The organism is Microcystis sp. M165S2 (assembly GCF_020245885.1).
GTDB lineage: Bacteria > Cyanobacteriota > Cyanobacteriia > Cyanobacteriales > Microcystaceae > Microcystis.
Genome location: NZ_JADBTZ010000349.1, coordinates 1 through 18503 on the forward strand (window position 1 = coordinate 1; position 18503 = coordinate 18503).

Here is an 18503-nt window from a genome sequence, read left to right on the forward strand (position 1 = left end):
ACCTTATTTCCTAGAAAGTTTTACTCGTTCAAGGCCGAATTTGAAGTCTTTTCTGAACGAAACCCCCTACTATCTGTGGTCAAGGTTCAGTTTTTAGCTTGGTTATCGCTTTTTCCATTGTAGCTTAAAGCCGTCCTCAAAGGACGGGGTTTTAACCCAAATTTTCGATAAGTATAGCGGCTAGGGTAAACAACCGCTTGAAAAACCCCTGTAGTCTAATCACTACGCTATCTGCACCTTGACAATCAAAGATATGGGGTTCTACCTAATGTTCTAGTTTCTACCTGTAGGTAGGTAAAATCTTGGCAGGAACTAGACAAAGCAGTATTTGAAGCTAACACTTGAATTAAAGCAAATTTTGTAGAAATACAACTAGGGTGGGGCGCACCCAAAGTTAACGCTTGAGGAGAGAACCACCTCTGGGTTGAGAATCGCAAGGTACTTAGTCTAAGTCCACATCGGTGAATCAAGAATCCCTCGCTTGAGCGCGACGGGAGCGTCAATTGCCTGTCCCCGTTTTATAGCCGTCAGCCTTTTTCAGTTTAGGAGTTGATTTTAGCTTTTTTGGCGATCGCTAGTAAGAGGTAGATCACCAGTAAATACATCATTGGTAACACTAAGGTCATGGTAGGCATTGTTTGATTAGGGAGGAGAGAAGATAGTTAAAATTAGGTAGGCTCGATCTTTCCCCATTGATCATTGAATGACTAGCGACGAGAAAACTAGCTAAATCTGCAAACAGATCGAGCTTATCCGTCAGTCACTCTACCAAGGGACCCGGACCGAGTTGGACAGGTAATCGTCTTCAACTCCATTCTTCCCACTAGAAACCGACGAGAAAAAATTCCTCATCTTAACAATTCCTAGGTGAGAACTGGGGGTTAATTTCTTGCAACTGCCACTATCAACTTAACATAAGTTGTCAAGGACTGGGAAAAATTTTTTTAAGCTCGATCGAAAGGAGAATAATCAAGATTTTGCGAAGAAGATTGTCAAGGTCTTTTAATTTTTTCTTCATCTAAACTGACCGGTAGCGTTCATTAAACCCAAGGCTCTTTGAGGTGTTTCTCCTTTGTAGAGACTGTATAAAATTTTTACTCGTGGGTCAGCTATGAAGGCTGCAGTTATGCCGGGAGGATAAACTAAGATAAATTCTACATTTCCCGGCACGGATAAAAGTTGTTGTAACCAATATTCGGAAAAATTTCCGATGGTCGGGCTAACAATAGATAATATCGGTTGATTGAAACTAGCAAGCATCTCTCGTGGATTTATTTAGAAATAATTTAAGGATACAAACACAAATTTTCTGAACTTAGGTGACTACCAAGACTCTCTCAAAAGGATAATTTTGAGATGACAGAGGGTAATTCTTGTTGACTTTTTTCGTAATCTTGAGGTATGCCTATGTCAATAAAATATTCGTCAGAAATAAGGCCATAGATAGGAATTTTCTCGGTATAAACTTTTAGAAAGTCGTCCTCAAAAGAAAATTTTGATGGCAGATCAAAGCCAGACAATATTTTTTTTGCTACACAATATATGCCGCCATTAATATAGCCCTTATCTTGATATTTTTTGGATTCAAACCCGATAATTTTTTGATCATCATCTAGGAGAACATTATTATAACGATCGAAGTCAGTTAGGGGCTTCAGAGCAACAGTTATCAGGGATTTCTTTTGATTATGTAAATTAATTAGGGCGGATAAATTGACATTAAACAAGGTATCTCCGTTAACAATTAATGCTTGTTCGGTTTCAATTTTATTTAAGGCCAACCGGATCGCTCCTCCAGTTCCCAAGGGTGTATCTTCTATCAGATAATTTAGCTCGTATTCCTTGTATTGATCGCCAAAATAATTGATAATTTTCTGATGTTCATAGCCCACAGAAACTAAAAATTTGTTGGTAATTTTTTGAGAGATTAGGTAATCTAATAGATATTCCAAAAAAGGTCTGTCGGCAACGGGAGCCATGGGTTTTGGTAAACTGTTGATCACCGATCGCAACCTGGTTCCTAACCCACCCGCCAGAATAATTACGTCCATAGATACACCTCAAAAAAATTAATTATTGCCAATCTTTTCAAAACTATTTTTATGGTTATAGGGGTAATCCTGCCCCGTCGATCCTTGGTTTGCTATAATGTCCATGCTTGGGTTCCGTATTTAGTAAAATGAAAATTAATCACTTGGCCTCCTGCTGCTTTCAAAGCTTTAGTTACTTCGATTTTCTTGGTAGGATCGACCATAAAGATAATAAAACCACCGCCACCGGCCCCCGATATTTTGCCTGAATAGGCCCCGGTTTCCCTAGCTACCTGATAAATGTGATCGATCTGCGGATTACTAATTAATTTGGATAATTTCTTTTTCGCTTCCCAAGAAGTTCTCAGAATTTCTGCTATCCCCATAAAATCTGATTTAAGCAGTGCTTCTTTAAAGAGAATTGCCTCTTTTTTGAGTTGATGGGTAGCGGCGATCGCTTGCTCATTTTTTTCTTGGACATTCTGAATTTGATCCTCAATGACTTGAGATGAGTAGCGAGAAATGCCTGTATAGTAGAGAATCAAAGAGACTTCCAATTCATTGATCACCCAATTTTTAATTCTCAAAGGATTAACTATGACTCGATCTTGTTCATAAAATTCCATAAAATTAAAGCCGCCAAAAGTGGCAGCGTACTGATCCTGTTTACCCCCCAACCAGCCTAGGTCAATTCGTTCAATTTCGTAGGCTAAATGGGCGATATCGTACTCGCCTAGGGGTAATTTTAACAGTTCCACAAAGGCTTTAACTATGGCCACGGCTAGGGTAGAAGAAGAACCCAATCCCGAACCGGCCGGCGCATCGGAAAAGGTGGTGATTTGCAGCGGTAAAGGTTGCCCTTGATTAAAGTCTTTAATCAAACGATTATAGACCGCTTTGTGCAGATCGAGAACGCCGTTATAGGGGAGAGGAAACTGAAGGGTTTCTATTTGTTGTTCTCCCCGATCGGCGGCAACAAAAATGACTTGTTTGTCAGTAATTTCCGTGACTGTACAGTAGGCATAGAGATCGATAGTAGCGTTGAGAACGTAACCCCCATAAAGACTACAGTAAGGCTCGACATCGGTGCCGCCACCACCTAAACCTAATCTTAAAGGAGCTTTGGTTCTGATAATCATGGGTATGCTGTTTCGGTTGATTTTTTGCTAGGAGATTTTAGTTGGGAAAGAGTGCTTCTTCGATCGCTAAACAAATAGTATGGAGAACAAAACCATGACCTTCTTGAATGCGAGGGGTACTGGTACTAGGAATCATCAAACAATAATCGGTTTTTTCCTCTAGAGCTAATCCCTTCGCCCCAGTTAAACCGATGCTAGTGAGACCTTTTGCTTGACAAACTTTGAGAGCTTGATGGATATTGGCGGAATTTCCCGAAGTGGAAATACCGATAAACACATCGCCAGGGTTTCCTTCCGCTTCTATCTGGCGGCTAAAAATATATTCGTAACCATAATCGTTAGCGATTGCTGTTAAACTGGCGATATCGCTATTGAGAACGCGCACTGGCAAAGACTGTCTTTCTTTGAGAAATCGGCCGTGCAGCTCACCGCCAAAATGGATAGCATCGGCTGCACTGCCTCCATTACCGGCGACTAATACTTTGTGGTTGTTGCGATAAGCATGGATACATACGTGGCAAATCTCTTGGATTTTTTCTAGATATTTTGTCTCAGTTAGTAGGGTTTTCTTCAGGTTATAAGCTTCTTCCAATTCGGTCTTGATTAAAATTGACAGAGAGGGATCGCTCTGGAAACTATCTAATTTTTTGTTTGATTTTTCCACCATTCGCATAGGTTTGATTTTCCAATTTTTATTAGTTGAATAAATTTAACTCTCAATCATCCTGTCATTACATTGAATAGTATCAAAAGACCAGAATCGCTGTCCATTAATTGGGTACAAAAACCCTAGCACGGTAGAATTGATCACGGGACAAGAAAAACAGGTCAATGATAGTTCTAGAGAAACCTAGAGCGATCGAGTCAAAAGAGTGATCTTTTGCCAGTTATTCTGGGAATATACCACAAACGCCCCAACCTTAGCACAATTTGTTTTGTTTGTAAATAAACTTTTGATCTATTCTGGCCGAGACGAGGGATTTCTGAGCGGGGGGTTCAACCCTTGCCAGTCTTGGCCTTTTGTTTGGCCCGACCAAAATGTTAACAATTCATGACAATACTGCTGATATATAGCAAAGACCAAGGTGCTTAGGACAATCCATCGCTGAAACCCTGTTCAGATAAGAGTTTGAAAATTGAAAGCGTCCTAAATAACCCATTATTTGCTATAATCAAAAGTCCAAAGGCCTGACGGCGTATAATATGCCCTGATTGCTATACTCTGACATCTAGATAGTAAAGAGAAGCAATTTAGCCGAGAAAACTAGCACAAATCGCGACAATACCGCAAATTTTGTCTGTCCATCAGTTCAAGCTCTCGTCTCTGACAGAAGAACTGAGAATTCTAGTCCCCGACTCGAAAAAGTCCAACATAATGAATCCTTTCCCCGCAATTTCCGTCAATGACGACGACCTCAAATACCCATCTCCGCCACCTGCTGGCAATTCTGACCGCGAAAGCGAAGATAGAGCAAAAAAGAACAAAGCCTTATTTCTCGATCGAGATGGGGTAGTTATCGACTATATCCCCTACCTGAGTAAACCAGAACAGGTGAGCATTCCCGCCGGGGCAGCGGCTGCCTTAAAACAGTGGCAGGATGCTGGCTATCTGCTGATCATCATTACCAATCAATCGGGACTTGCTAGGGGCTATTTCACTTGGGATGATCTAGCGGCGATTCACGGGCGCATGATCGAGGAATACCGACAATTGGGGGTGCATTTTCACGATCTTGCCATCTGCCCGCACCATCCCGACGAAGGTTGTCTGTGCCGCAAACCCTCCCCCTATCTGCTGCTGGCCGCCGCCCACCAATACGGAATCGATTTAGCCGGCTCGTTGTTTATCGGCGATGCGGCCAGTGATCTAGAATGCGCCCTAGAAGCTGGTTGTCAGCCCGTATTGCTCTTAACAGGGCGAGGAAAAGTCACCCTTGGGGAGATCGAGAAATACCCAGTTGAGATTCCCGTGTATGGCCAACTAAAGGAAACGGTAGAATTATTGTCAAAAACCGCTGCCGAACCAGAATTATGAGAATATTAGTCCTTTTTTGCAATAACTTTCCCTATCCACCTAGTCGCGGGGCAACCGAGGGGAGAACTTTTAACCTGATCAAATGTCTTCATCAAAACCATGATGTCACCCTGTTCGCCCGTCGGGTGGAGAATGTCACGGAAACTCAGATCGAAGAACTCAAAACCTTTACCGATGATCTTGTCTTATTTCCGCCCCGGCAAATTCCCGCTCCAGGCAAGGGACTGACAAAACTAATCGGTCAAACAGGGCGCTTTCTGGAGGGAATAGTACAGATGACCCCTGCTAGTGTTCTTAGTTATCGTTCGCCGCTCATTCAAGAGCGAGTAGATGAATACGTCGAGCAGCAAAAATGTGATGTGATTCTCTGCGCTCAGAGTATCAGCGAGATTTTTGTCCGGCCGGAATACCGTCAGCGAGTCAAAACAGTAGTAGATATTCACAGTTCCGTGTACGGTTGGACACGCAATCATTTAGATAGAGGAGCCTCCGCCTATCCGCTGCGGGATTTTCTCTATCTGCCCTTACTCTATCAGTATGAAAAACGTTACTGTGCCAAGTTTTCGCAATTAGTGGCTACTACCGATTACGATCGCGAACAATTATTACAAATTCTACCAGAAGCAAAGGTGGCTATCGTGCCTAATGGCGTGGATTTAGCCATGTTTCCCTATCGTCCTCGGGATCCCGGCGGTCATAATTTGGTCTTTGTCGGTTCCATGAGTTCTACCCATAATATCGATGCCGCCCGTTTTTTTGCTTTAGAAGTCTTGCCAGTCATTCAACAGCGATATCCCGATACCACTTTAACCCTAGTGGGGGCAAACCCGGCGCCGGAAGTTCTCGAACTTGCCAAGTATCCCGGTGTGAGCGTGACGGGGACAGTTCCCTCGACAGTGGAATATTTACACCGAGGAACCGTTGGTGTGGTTCCCCTGCGGGTGGGATTGGGAATCAAGACCAAAACCCTAGAATCCATGGCCGCTGGGATTCCGATTGTAGCCAGCGATCGCGGTTTAGAGGGTTTAACGGTGGCAGCAGCGGGAATTCCCCCTAGGGCATTGCGCGCCAATAGCGTTGCTGAGTACGTTACAGCGATCGCTAGGTTGTTCGATGATCCTTCTCTGCGAGAACAACTGTCCCATAATGGCCGGGCGATGGTGGAATCGGAGTACACCTGGGAGCGAGCGGGACAAAGGTATGAGGAAATTTTGCGGGACTAATATTGTTCTTAACCCCTGAATTTCCCTCGAGACTGTTTGAGAGTTTTACCGCCATAAAAATTGATTTTTTGGAGCCTAATCATGAAAGTTTTAATAGTAGGAAATTACGTTAATGATCGGCAGATCAGTATCAATCGTTTTGTCGGTTTAGTGGAGAAAGGACTCAGACAAAAAGGACACGAAATTCGGCGAGTGCAAGCACAGCCTATTTTCGGTCAACTAAAATCCTCTCCCCAGGGACTCGGCAAGTGGTTAGGGTATATTGATAAGTTAATTATTTTCCCAGTGCAGTTACGTCAGCAGCTTGATTGGGCCGATATCGTCTGCATTTGTGATCAGGCGTTATCCTATTTAACTCCCTATCTAAAAGATTGCAAATATTTTGTGATCTGTCACGATCTGCTGGCGATTCGTTCCGCCCTAGGAGAAATTCCTGAAAATCCCACCAGTTGGACGGGAAAACAGTATCAGGCGATGATTTTGCGAGGATTCAAACAGGCTAAATATGTTGTCTGTTCTTCCGAAGCTACTCGTGCCGATGTTCTCCGTTTAACCAAAATTACCCCCGAACAAACGGAAGTGATCGAGGATTGCTTGAGTGAGGGATACGGTCCGATGACAAGAGCAGCGGCGGTAAATCTAGTGGCCAAATTTAACATTAATAGTGATTGTCCCTGGCTAATTCATGTCGGGGGCGACCAATGGTATAAAAATCGATTGGGATTGCTGAAAATATTCAAGAGGTTAATCGCTTTCCCCGGTCTGGAAAATTGCCGATTGATCCTGATGGGAAAACCTTTGCTGCCGGAGATGCGAGAATTTGTTAATCAGAATAACTTGTCCGCACAAGTAATCGAATTAGGAACCGTCTCTGATGAGGATCTCCGCGCCTTTTATTGCCTAGCAACTGCTTTAATTTTTCCCTCCTTTCAGGAAGGATTCGGTGTTCCCGTTATTGAAGCTCAATCCTGTGGTTGTCCCGTCTTTACCTCCAATCGTCTCCCCATGACTGTTATCGCTGATGATGCAGCCGTTTACTTCGATCCCACCGAACACGAGGCCGCCGCTACTATTATTGCAGAAAATCTTCTCGCTCCCGATCGCCTGGAAGATTTGAGGCAAAAAGGTTTTATCAATGCCACTCGCTTTACTTACGAAAGAATGATCCAATCCTACGACCGATTATTGCCAAAATTGTAGTCTAGAGCTTTTTGGTGACTCATTATCCTGCCAACGCAATTTGAAGCGGGGAGGATATGGTTCTGGGGTTCACTTTGGCACTAGAAATCTTGCTGTAAGAGTGACCGTCCTTTTTTAAATCCTACAGTAATCAATTTTCCATAGCTCCTTTGCTTCCTTGTAGTGTTGTTTAATTGGGGTTTACTGAATAAATCTAAAAACCTTGTTGGATAATATCTTTAGGCTTTTTTGAAATGAAAAAGTGCCAGCCATTGGAGGAATTGGGGCGAAATTTAGGCACTTTTTCCCTGAAAATTAGGTAATTGAGCAGATGAAAATCGGTAAAACCCTACACCCCACACCCCACACCCTGCCCCACGAAAAACTTTTTGCCGCAGACCCTAATTGGCACTGTGAATTTATCTGTCTCCTGTAAGACTTTTGATAATCTTTTTAGCCAATCGCTCATTAATTTCTCGATGTCTGGGAATTGGTTCTGTTTTTCCAGTATCTGGATTATGGTCAATATCGTGTTTCCCTCCACGTCTAATCAAATAGCAGCTCGCTTGCTCTAATTGTGCAATTAAATCATGTCTTTTCATGCGAGTTCAAACTCTGCAACTCTCTTGATTCCGGGGATTTCTTCAGTAGTAAATGTTCTGTAGAGATCGACCAAGTTTTCGATTAATTCTTCTAAGTCAACACCTTGGGTCCAATGATCTGGAAATTCATTCAAATAGCCCAAGAACATCCCATCTGATTCTTTCCAATATGTATATGGAATCTTCATGGTGAAATCCTCATTCTGCGTTGCTAAAGATATTAAGTTGACCCCTATTATAACTGAATTGCTCCCAAGCCACGATCAGCTTTATTAGCGGGGAGATTGCCGCCTGACAATTCGTTAATGCAGCCTAAGCTAAACGGCTTTTACTTCGGATCACCGATATAGACTCCAAAAGGGTTATAGCTATTGGATCATGCAGGTTAAGCGCCGTTTAGCTTACCAAAGCGGCGCTCGCTAATTCAGACAGATTAACGGGGATATCTTTAGTGACAAAAGGTTCAGCACAAGCTAATATTAAAGTTGCTATTGAATGGGAATTTAACCAAGATAAGGTAGGTTAGTATGCAAGTTCAAATCGAAAAACGGTATTACACACCTGAAGAATATTGTCAGTTAGAAGAAACAGCAGAATACAAAAATGAATATCTGGATGGAGAAATTATTCCTATGACGGGAGCAACAACCAATCATAATCTAATTGCTGGTAATTTTTATAAAAATTTTCCGACTAAGATTAACAATGAAGATTATTGGGCTTTTATGAGTGATGTACGGTTATGGATGCCAATATATCGCTTTTATACTTATCCTGATGTAATGGTGATTAAAGGCCAACCATTATATGAAGGAAAAGGCACAAATACTGTAACTAATGCGTTAATTATTGTCGAGGTTTTATCGAAATCAACTAGAGATTATGACCGCACTGATAAGTTTAAATTTTATCGCTCAATTCCTGACTTTAAGGAGTATATTTTGATCGATCAATACCGTTGTTATGTTGAACAATTTTATCAACAAAATAATGGAGAATGGTTATTTAAAGTTTATGAATCAGAGAATGATGTTTTAAGGTTGTATTCTGTGGATTTTCAAATCTCATTGCTGGATATTTATCAACGAATTGATTTTACTTTAAGTGAAGAATAATGATTAAATCCCATCTCAATTATCTACCAAAATCAGTTGATATTGCGATTCTCAAGATCAAGAAGGAAACCCAAGAAAAAAATAAGATGATCAAAATAGCGATCGCCCTTTTCAAATCCTATAGTAATCATGACAATTATCCTAGGTTGGATTGACCCAAGGAAACCCCACAAAAAGCAATGAGAGGAGGGGAATAGCGAGCGCTGATTCAGACAGATTTAGGTGTTGGCTGTTGGGTTTCGCTTTCCCTTAAAATTGAGAGGTTTTCTTTAACCCATTGATTCGCTCAACCAAACCTACGAAATTAGACTTTGATTAAGTATTGACTGATTCTAGATGCCTTAAAATCTGTTCTCTTAAATTATCCAAATAATTCTCTACCACATCCCAAACTGTATTAAGGTCAATTCCCCCTAAATAATCATGTACTAAAATATTCCTAAAACCAGAAATATTACGCCAGTCAACATCGGGAATATTTGCCTTTAATTCCTCCGAAAGCCGTTGAGTTGATTCTGCCAAAGTTTGTAAGCGTCCAATGATAGCATCGCTCATCATTGAATTAGCAAAAAACTCCTGTTTTCCTCCTTGGGAATACTCCTGAATTTTATCAATACAGTCTAAAATGTATCCAAGATAAACTTGATCTTCATTCATAACTTAATTGCCTCCTTTAAGATTCGCTGTTTAATTAGATGATGAAGGCTTTTTTCAGTTACTACATCCACTTTACACCCTAAGAGATCCTCTAAATCAACTAATAATCCACCGGGAAACCAAGGGGATGTTTTAGCTAAATCATAATCAATTAAAAAATCAATATCACTATTTTCGGTTTCCTCACCTCTAGCAACGGAACCAAATACACGCACATTAAAAGCACCATGTTTGGTGGCAATTTTTAGGATATCCTCTCGTTTGTCTTGTATGAGTTGTTTTAGGGTCATAAAATAACATCCATCCCGAAGGTTTTTAATGAACAATTAACAGACTAGACTAGAAAAAACTAAATACTGATAACAATTATCGTCGGTTGGATTGACCCAAGGAAACCCAACAAAAAGCCATGAGAAGCGATCGCCGATTCAGACGGATTTAGGTGTTGGGTTTCGCTTTCCCCCTAAAATTGAGAGGTTTTCTTTAACCTATTGATTCGCTCAACCCAACAAAAAGGACTAGACCGCGCCTAATTCCCGTAGGAGTTCCATAACCGCTTCATATAACGCCGCGTTTCCTTGCTGGCGGAACAGTTCGGCGGCTTGTCGCAAATCTCTGATCGCTTTTTCCCTTTCTAGTCGATAGTAATAAAGAACCCCGCGATTGCTGTAAGCCATAGCTAATCGGGGATTAATGTTGATCGCCTGATTGAAATCGGACAGGGCGAGGTCGGGTTTTCCCTGTTCGGCGTAAAGAAACCCGCGATTGTTGTAAGCTTCGGCCAATCGGGGATTAATGTTGATCGCCTGATTGTGATCGGACAGGGCGAGGTCGGATTTCCCCTGTTGGTAGTAAAGAAACCCTCGATTGTTGTAAGCTTCGGCGAATCGGGGATTAATGTTGAGCGCTTTGTTGAATTCAGCGAGGGCGAGGTCGGGTTTTCCCTGTTGTAGGTAAAGAAACCCTCGATTGTTGTAAGCTTCGGCGAATCGGGGATTAATGTTGATCGCCTGATTGTAATCGGACAGGGCGCGGTCGGGTTTCCCCTGTTCGTAGTAAAGAAGCCCGCGATTGTTGTAAGCCAGAGCTAATCGGGGATTAATGTTGAGCGCCTGATTGTAATCGGACAGGGCGCGGTCGGGTTTTCCCTGTTCGTAGTAAAGAAGCCCGCGACCGTTGTAAGCTTCGGCCAATCGGGGATTAATGTTGAGCGCTTTGTTGAATTCAGCGAGGGCGAGGTCGGGTTTCTCCTGTTCTTTGTAAAGAAGCCCGCGATTGCTGTAAGCCAGAGCTAATCGGGGATTAATGTTGATCGCCTGATTGAAATCGGACAGGGCGCGGTCGGGTTTTCCCTGTACGCCGTAAAGAAACCCGCGATTGTTGTAAGCTTCGGCCAATCGGGGATTAATGTTGATCGCCTGATTGTAATCGGACAGGGCGAGGTCGGGTTTCTCCTGTTGTTCGTAAAGAAACCCCCGATTGAGGTAAGCCTCGGCGTATCGGGGATCAATGTTGATCGCTTTGGTGAATTCAGCGAGGGCGAGATCGTATTTTTCCTGTTGGATGTAGCCAACTCCCCGGTTATAGTGGCCGATCGCGTCTTGATTGTTCCCTTGAGCGATCTGGGTTTCGGCTGGTTGTCGGCTCTCTAGCGCCATGACGGGGCGAACAGTCGCGAGGGTGGAAAGGCTGATTAGGCTAACGGTGGCAAGAAGGGCAAAGGATTTCATGGCTAGTTCCTCGGTGGGGATGATTTGAAGTTTTACTTAATTTTATCGGCTGCTTTTTTGGAAATATGCAGAATAGGGCGAGCAATTTTTTTTGTTTCGGATACAAAGGGAAAAAGTACCGCAATCGGGAGTGCTTTGTTGTCATTTAGTGAAAAATACTTGTTTTTTTCGATGCAATATGGTAGGCAAATCCCCGACGATTAGCGATGTCCAATTAATTTGCCTCAGTTGTCAGGGCTTTTTTGCCCAAAAAAAATAAAAATTATCATTAGAATCTAGACTACAAAAATAAATTGTTCTTTATTGAGTGAGATGAACTAAAGAACAACATCAATATCTAAAAACACGGGATCGACTTTAATTTTGCCGAGGAATTGTACTAGGTAGGTGGGTGGAATTAAATATAAGATGAACGTAGGTTGGGTTCAGCCAAGGAAACCCAACAAAAAGTCATCCGAGGTTTTCCATCTCCTCGATAATTGCCATTGTCTCAACACTAACAGTACACACACGAGTCAATAAGTCAATAACTTTGTCTTTATAATTTACAAAACGATAACTATTAAATTTCTCTGCGATGGTTTTATCTTTGGGTTTCTTTTCTTTGTATTGATCCAATATCCATTCTAACGCGCAACGATTACCGAGTTTATATTCCCAAGCAGTTGCGGGGATTTTTTCGAGGGTGGTGACATCATCAAGAATTATTTTTCCTGCGGGTTTATCTGCTTTCAGTTTTGGGGTGGGATTATCTTTGCTAGGGGGAATATCAACGCGGGTTAACGGATAGGGATTGACGGTTTCATAGTTGATATGCAGATGGATTAATTTTTCTCCCCAGTTTACCCATTGTGGAAAGTTTTCATACAAGGGAATACGAGGAAATTCTCGCTTGAGATTTAATTCGTATTTACTGCGATATGCTGGATGATGAAGGACTGCATAGGTATAGCAGAATGCCAAGAATAAGCGGTGAGAATGGTTAGTTAAATTAACCAACCTCTCTGAATGCCATGTTCAATTCCACCAGTCCAATCCATTGTTAAATGTTCTCTTACTGCATTAAAAAGGTGTTGTATAACTAGAGGATTAATTGAATTTTTGACATAATTTTCTTTATATCGTAATTCGCGATCAGTATTTCTTTGTTGACGAAGTACATAAATCTGATCGACTTTATATTTCCTTAAATTGACATCATCTGATAGTTTAATCCATTCCATCACTACAATATATAAACTATTAGGATTGCGTGCTTTTAAGTCTTCTGCCGCTCGTGAAGAACCTTCCAGCATAGTTTTATCTAAATAAGTTTTGCATTCGATAACAATCACTGGCAGATCGAAAATATGTGTTTCAGTATTATTGGTGATTTTCACCTCAGAATAACTATCTGGATCATCTTTTGGTGAAAAAGATGATAACTGCTCTGTCGGATTATTTTGTGCCAGGGGATAAGATGATTCTAGAGATGCTTTAATTGTTGTACCGATAACAAAATCATGATCCTTTTTCTCAATACGAGCGTAAGGACGCTTGAGCATTTCTGAATAACTGGGAGGGACAAAGAAAATGTCTTTGAAAGTGTGTGATTTACCAATTAAAGTATTCTCACCAAAATCACCAATTAAATCTTTAAATAAATAGTACAAAAATTCCTCAAGTACCGTTGAATGAAGATTGGAACGAGAGTCAAATTTTTCTGCGTAGTGTTGTTGATCGATAAAATCTTTATAAATTGACAGCAGTTTAACTCGTCTTTGCAAAATTTTATTGTCTCGCTCTGTTGCTATTGAAGTCGGTCCGACTAATTTATAATTAATGCGACACCACTGATCATATTTTTCTCGTATTTCACCAAGAAATCGCTTACTTTCAGCATCTTTATACTTTTGAGGGTGGTTTTCCTTTTGTTCAAGATTAGAACCGTGAACTAGAGGATTTCTACTGGTTTTGGACATAAATTTAACTTTTCTTTAATATGTAATGCTATGGAACGAGCGAGGAGAGGTGGTACAGCATTACCTATTTGATTGTACTGACAAAGGAATTTTTCGTCAAATCTTTTTTCTCTATGTAATAACTTTTGAGAAACCACGGTTTTTTTGCCAAGAAAACGGTATTGATCGGGAAAAGATTGTAATCGCGCACCCTCACGAGCAGTTAAATTACGATTTTGGAAAGGATGCAGAAAATTAGCATAAAATGAAGCTGTAATTGTATGAGATGGTTCGTAGGGATTTAAACGACGATTATTTTGATCATAGCAATGGGAAGATAACTCCCCATTGCTACTTCTTCGTCTAGGTTTATGTTCTTGGGGTACATCAGAACTAGATTCTCCCCATTTAATATGTTTAAAACGTTCAACAAGTCTTGCTGAATGTTCCATAGCTACATGATTATATAATACATCACTATTATCCCTTATCCATGTTTGATAGCTGTTTTGAGGGTCACAAATATACGACTGTTCTTCTTGTCCTTCTCTCGCATTTAATAAAGGTAAATCTGAGATAGCATCCCAGAGATTAATAGCAGGATTTAAGGTCTCTGTTTCTAACAAGGAAAGTTGTCGATTACCTCTATCATTGTATAACTTTAACGAATGACTAATAGTGGGGATTCCAATCTTTTTTCCACTGGTATTTCCCACAATAAAAACTCTTTCTCTGGACTGAGGAACGCCATAATTAAGCGCATTTATTAACCATACCTCTACAAAATAACCAAGCTCAATAAAGGTGCTTTGTATAATGTCTATAACTTTTAAATTGTCGCTATTTTTGCGAGATAAAATTCCTTTGACATTCTCTATAATGAAAGCTTTCGGTTTTAGGTAATCTATCCAACGAGCAAACTCTAAAAACAAACTATTCCTCGGATCCTGAGGATCTTTATGTGCCGGACCAGCAATACTGAATCCTTGACAGGGTGGACCACCAATAATAACGTCTGGTTTAAAAATACACACTTTCTTGACACTATCTTCAGTACAATAATCACGAATATCATGTTGAAGAACTAGCATTTTAGGATGATTGTAACGCAAAGTATCACAAGCCCAAGCATCTATTTCCAGTGCTAACGGCACTGAATAACCTGCCATTTTAAATCCTAGTCCGAACCCACCGGCTCCAGCAAATATATCAATTGCTATTGGTTGTTGTATGAACATATAATTTAACTTTTGTCAACAGATGAGATGATTGTGTGGTTCAACTACTAATCCTCTTCAAATTTTCCTTACTTTCCCAGTAACCCCAGTCTAATCTTAAAGCATCTTTGACTGTACCATCGGGATAAACCAACTTTCCTGACTTGTTGCGATAATCTAATTCCGGGATTAAGAAAAAATCACGGGTTTTACAGTATTCATTTAAAAGATTCTGGAAAGCAACCCTTAAAGAAGTTTCTTTTTTACTGCCTCCAAATTGAATAATTTTATCGACTTCGCTATAGTATTGCTGGATGAGGAGACGAGACATAGCAGAAAAATTAGAGATTGAGGTGATTATCTTTATTATTCCCGAAAAAGCTAGAAAAATCTCACAGGGTGAGCGCATCTCAAAAACTATTGACAATTGGCCAATTTTGTGATCAGCGTGGGTATTTCCAGTGATACCATTTTTCTTTATTCGTGGCAGTCAATCAGACTCCCCTCTCCCGTCCCCCCTTTTTTTTGCTCCCCGATGTCGGGAGGGATTGGGGGGTTGCCTCTTACCTTCAGTAATTGATAACTGATTAAGACTTCACTCCCAAGTTAAAGAAAATCGTTCCCCGACGCACGGAATTATCACTACCTTGGCTGCTAATGGTAAGAGAACGCAGATTATTAAATAAAGGCTTAATCGACAATTCTAACACCCGCACGATCGGGAATTTTGCCTCGATCACTGGTTGCAATTGTCGCCAATCGACGTAAAAATAACCATCATTTTCTGCGGGTAAAGCAGTAATTGCCTGTCGAAACTTACCACTGCTTAAAATCGGGTTTTTCTGTGCAGATAAAGCTAATCCCATCGCTTCCACAGAACTAGCGATAATTTCATAATTATCTACTCTCGTATGCACTCCCGTCACGATCATCTCTAGTTGCGCTTTTCCCCCTGGGACCGCCGTGGTTAACTTTGTCCAAGCTGTCACCGATCGATCGAGTAAAGGCAGATTAACCACATTATAGCCGCGACTGCGGGCCAACTCGTCCAAATGAGCGATCGCACTGTCCACATCCACCCCCATCACCCGTTCCCCTAGAAAAACACTATCGGGTTCCATCCCTCTTGAGTTAGGCACGAGAGCGAGGCTATATTCGCCTCTAACCCAGCTAAAAACGTCTTCAGGCAAATTTAAACCTAAAGGCGACTGGAAGCGGTTTAAGACCTGTGTTATTAATTCCTGTAGGGGACTATCTGCTTCTAACCCCTCCTCTACCTGAGTCCAAAAACGATTTAAATCGCGACTAGCGGCGACTAAAAGGCTATTTTCGCTGATAAAAGATAATGCTCCCACGGGACTAGATAAAATTGGTGCTTGGTTATCCTGTCCTAAGACCCCAATTAAGGCGGTTTGAGCGACTATTCCCCTAGATTTGATGGTAAAAGCCGTGGCTAATCGTTGTTTTGCTTCGGGACTCTCCGGGACGGGTTGATTGGCGATCCAAGCCGATAACGTGGGTAAATTGCTGTAAACGATAGCTATACGCGGTTCAGTGATATTTTTTATTGCTTCTTGGTAATCGGGGCTATTTTTTAGGTTTAAATCCGGTACTTGCACGTTATTGAGGGCCTCGCGCAAAACCTTGATATTATTGGCAAAAAGCACCGTATCCCCGACCACGGCACTAGCGAGAAAACGATTATTATCTCCTGTGGTCAAGGGACGTTGATAAATAAGGTTAATTCCCTTGTAGGTTTCAAAAACTAGGTCAAATTTGCCTGAAACTGCCTGTTTTGAGTAGGAAGCTTGCAGAAATTCCTTAGCACTTTCACTATTTTTACTTTGAATTGCCAAAAGATAACCCGGTTGGATACCATTATCGGTATTGCGATCGAAATCTAGGGAAGTAACAGCGAGGGTAATTTCCTCCCCTAACCAGGGTTTGATTTCCTTTTGATAATTCAATCCCGTTTTACCGAGGAGAGTTTTTTCTAAATCCTTAATTTCTTGGTGGGAACGTCGTCGATTAGCCGGTGTAGCGATTAATTGACCAAAAGACTCCAAACGTTCGGGATTGACCAACAAGGATACCATAACCGGGGCCTGTTTCGGCACAAAAATCGCCGCCGTCGGTTCCCGCATTACTCCACCTTTAAGCAAAGACAGAGGACTATCGGCGAGAATCCAAGCAAAACTGGCTGTAGCGACTCCTAGGAGAATGATTACCGTCGCACCTAAAAGATAGAAAAACGATCGCAATTTCACAACCTTGCCCCGAGATGAACCATTAGCTATTTTAAGCCAGCAGATGACCCAAGAATTTCGATCGCTACAATTCTTACCAGACTGACAACCGATAACTCGCCACCGATAACTAATTTTTACCAGCCTTTTTCCGCTTGAGCGAGGACATAATTAGCTACAGTTTCGATATCTTCAGCGCTGAGACGACCACCGAAAGCAGGCATCGCCCCCATACCTTTGGTAACTTGGGTAACGATAGCTTCAACGGAATCTTTGCCGTATTTAACTAAATCTTCTTTTTTCAGGGTTTTAGCGGCATTAACCACGTTTTTACCCCCCATGTGGCAGGAAGCACAGTTAGCACTGAAAATCGAAGCCCCATCAGCTAAAGCGGGACGAGCCATACCGAATGTAACCACAGCCAAGAGCAAGCACAGGGAAATTAATAATCTTTTCACGATAGGTTCTCCTCTATTTCTCAAGAAATTCCCCAACCATCGTCAGAAAAAAACGGTTTTCTTGTCAAAAGACAAGCTGTCAAACTTGGTGTAGAATTAATTCATGGGACAGTTAAAAGCAAACTTTTACTTTTTTGTCAAAAGACAGGCTGTCAAACTTGTCATCTTCCCTCGTGTAAAGGATTAACAAGCATGAAAAAATTAGGTTTATTGCTCGCTACCGTGGTGCTAGTCGTCTCTAGCTTCTTCTTCAACACTGCCGCCGCTGCCGCGGAAACCTTCACGGTTAAGATGGGCGGTGATGCGGGTACACTACAATTTGATCCCCCCACCCTGACTATTAAAGCAGGAGATACGGTGAAATGGGTCAATAACAAACTTTCTCCCCATAACATAGTTTTCGATAGCACCAAAGTTCCCGAAGCTCAAGCCAGCAAATTATCCCACAAAGGTCTGGCTTTTTCCGCTGGTGAGTCCTTTGAAAGCACTTTCAGCGAACCGGGTACTTACACCTACTACTGCGAACCCCATCGCGGCGCCGGTATGGTCGGAACGATTACCGTTCAGTAATGATCCGATTTTAACCAAAAATAACTCGCGGTTAACTGCCGCGGGTTGTTTTTTGGTAATTATGAAGACTTTTCAGTTATCAGTAATCAGTAATCAGTGAGGTTCTTCAGTTTGTCTTATGGGCTCTTCGTTACTCTTTATGCTAAATCAACAGACAAGATGCCAAGACAACATACTTCTAACCCAAAAATTCCGAAAGTTTCTAAAGCCATAGCCTCTTCGTTTTATTAGTTTAAGTTTATCATTGATTCCCTCGACCACCCCATTCGTTGTTCTTCGCTCGAAATAACTAATGATTTCTCCAAACCAGTTTCGGATTGTTTGACAACTCTTGGTAAAAACACTGGAGGATTTTGCCAACC

At 41.6% G+C, this 18503-nt stretch carries 19 protein-coding genes and 2 pseudogenes; 5 read left to right on the top strand and 16 right to left on the bottom strand.

Translation table 11 applies throughout. The annotated features are described in order from the left end of the window. Positions 1-1014 precede the first annotated feature (1014 nt). The 4 genes from IM479_RS17300 to IM479_RS17315 all read right to left on the bottom strand — a co-directional run bounded on the left by IM479_RS17300 (position 1015) and on the right by IM479_RS17315 (position 3842). A complete protein-coding gene (locus IM479_RS17300; RefSeq protein ID WP_287686445.1) occupies positions 1015-1260 on the bottom strand; it encodes a hypothetical protein in 246 nt (81 codons plus the stop codon). 77 nt (positions 1261-1337) lie between these two features. Continuing rightward, positions 1338-2051 carry a nucleotidyltransferase family protein gene (locus IM479_RS17305; protein ID WP_287686447.1) on the bottom strand — a complete coding sequence of 238 codons (714 nt, stop codon included), beginning with the start codon at positions 2049-2051 and terminating at the stop codon, positions 1338-1340. 92 nt (positions 2052-2143) lie between these two features. After that, entirely contained in the window at positions 2144-3169 is a 1026-nt protein-coding gene (locus IM479_RS17310; protein ID WP_287077673.1) for a GHMP family kinase ATP-binding protein, read from the bottom strand. A gap of 37 nt (positions 3170-3206) precedes the next feature. Next, positions 3207-3842 (bottom strand): D-sedoheptulose-7-phosphate isomerase, encoded by a 636-nt coding sequence (locus IM479_RS17315; protein ID WP_287686449.1) that lies wholly within the window; start codon positions 3840-3842, stop codon positions 3207-3209. Positions 3843-4544: 702 nt separating this feature from the next. On the opposite strand from IM479_RS17315, the gene IM479_RS17320 reads away from it, so the two are divergent. The 3 genes from IM479_RS17320 to IM479_RS17330 all read left to right on the top strand — a co-directional run bounded on the left by IM479_RS17320 (position 4545) and on the right by IM479_RS17330 (position 7627). After that, positions 4545-5204 carry a D-glycero-alpha-D-manno-heptose-1,7-bisphosphate 7-phosphatase gene (locus IM479_RS17320; RefSeq protein ID WP_287675211.1) on the top strand — a complete coding sequence of 220 codons (660 nt, stop codon included), beginning with the start codon at positions 4545-4547 and terminating at the stop codon, positions 5202-5204. Further along, on the top strand, positions 5201-6427 hold the full coding sequence (locus tag IM479_RS17325; protein WP_287686450.1) for a glycosyltransferase family 4 protein: 1227 nt from the start codon (positions 5201-5203) through the stop codon (positions 6425-6427). The genes IM479_RS17320 and IM479_RS17325 overlap by 4 nt, the downstream gene beginning before the upstream one ends. Positions 6428-6508: 81 nt before the next feature. Then, positions 6509-7627, top strand: a complete 1119-nt coding sequence (locus tag IM479_RS17330) for a glycosyltransferase family 4 protein (RefSeq protein ID WP_286826428.1) — start codon at positions 6509-6511, stop codon at positions 7625-7627. 398 nt (positions 7628-8025) lie between these two features. On the opposite strand, the gene IM479_RS17335 is transcribed toward IM479_RS17330, so the two are convergent. Together IM479_RS17335 and IM479_RS17340 are read right to left on the bottom strand one after the other, a co-directional pair. Continuing rightward, positions 8026-8208, bottom strand: coding sequence for a type II toxin-antitoxin system HicA family toxin (locus IM479_RS17335; protein WP_287686452.1), 183 nt, complete (start codon positions 8206-8208; stop codon positions 8026-8028). Beyond that, positions 8205-8396, bottom strand: coding sequence for a type II toxin-antitoxin system HicB family antitoxin (locus tag IM479_RS17340; RefSeq protein WP_286826429.1), 192 nt, complete (start codon positions 8394-8396; stop codon positions 8205-8207). The genes IM479_RS17335 and IM479_RS17340 overlap by 4 nt, the downstream gene beginning before the upstream one ends. A 339-nt stretch (positions 8397-8735) precedes the next feature. On the opposite strand from IM479_RS17340, the gene IM479_RS17345 reads away from it, so the two are divergent. Further along, the gene (locus IM479_RS17345; protein WP_287686454.1) at positions 8736-9323 is read left to right on the top strand and encodes a Uma2 family endonuclease; all 588 of its coding nucleotides are present in this window, start codon (positions 8736-8738) and stop codon (positions 9321-9323) included. A gap of 315 nt (positions 9324-9638) precedes the next feature. Here IM479_RS17345 and IM479_RS17350 read toward each other — a convergent pair whose 3' ends face one another. The 9 genes and pseudogenes from IM479_RS17350 to petJ form a co-directional block, all read right to left on the bottom strand. Next, positions 9639-9980: a HepT-like ribonuclease domain-containing protein gene (locus tag IM479_RS17350; RefSeq protein ID WP_287077362.1), complete on the bottom strand. Its 342-nt coding sequence runs from the start codon at positions 9978-9980 to the stop codon at positions 9639-9641. Beyond that, complete coding sequence (locus IM479_RS17355; protein WP_002733639.1) at positions 9977-10270, bottom strand: nucleotidyltransferase family protein; 294 nt, start codon at positions 10268-10270, stop codon at positions 9977-9979. Before IM479_RS17355 ends, IM479_RS17350 begins: the two co-directional genes overlap by 4 nt. A 228-nt stretch (positions 10271-10498) precedes the next feature. Next, the gene (locus IM479_RS17360) at positions 10499-11710 is read right to left on the bottom strand and encodes a tetratricopeptide repeat protein (protein WP_287686456.1); all 1212 of its coding nucleotides are present in this window, start codon (positions 11708-11710) and stop codon (positions 10499-10501) included. A gap of 450 nt (positions 11711-12160) precedes the next feature. Beyond that, positions 12161-12667 (bottom strand): annotated as a pseudogene (locus IM479_RS17365) (type ISP restriction/modification enzyme); the annotation flags it as partial. Between the two features lie 29 nt (positions 12668-12696). Then, positions 12697-13671: a Bpu10I family restriction endonuclease gene (locus IM479_RS17370; protein ID WP_287686457.1), complete on the bottom strand. Its 975-nt coding sequence runs from the start codon at positions 13669-13671 to the stop codon at positions 12697-12699. Then, entirely contained in the window at positions 13644-14888 is a 1245-nt protein-coding gene (locus tag IM479_RS17375; RefSeq protein WP_158198651.1) for a DNA cytosine methyltransferase, read from the bottom strand. Before IM479_RS17375 ends, IM479_RS17370 begins: the two co-directional genes overlap by 28 nt. A gap of 64 nt (positions 14889-14952) precedes the next feature. Further along, positions 14953-15198 (bottom strand): annotated as a pseudogene (locus IM479_RS17380) (hypothetical protein); the annotation flags it as partial. Positions 15199-15454: 256 nt separating this feature from the next. Next, entirely contained in the window at positions 15455-17134 is a 1680-nt protein-coding gene (locus IM479_RS17385; protein WP_287686458.1) for a DUF3352 domain-containing protein, read from the bottom strand. A gap of 116 nt (positions 17135-17250) precedes the next feature. Next, entirely contained in the window at positions 17251-17571 is a 321-nt protein-coding gene (gene petJ, locus IM479_RS17390; protein WP_002796336.1) for a cytochrome c6 PetJ, read from the bottom strand. Between the two features lie 192 nt (positions 17572-17763). On the opposite strand from petJ, the gene petE reads away from it, so the two are divergent. After that, positions 17764-18141, top strand: coding sequence for a plastocyanin (gene petE, locus IM479_RS17395; RefSeq protein WP_287686460.1), 378 nt, complete (start codon positions 17764-17766; stop codon positions 18139-18141). 147 nt (positions 18142-18288) lie between these two features. Here petE and IM479_RS17400 read toward each other — a convergent pair. Then, on the bottom strand, positions 18289-18503 hold a 215-nt coding region (locus tag IM479_RS17400), incomplete at its 5' end, for a transposase (protein ID WP_287699510.1).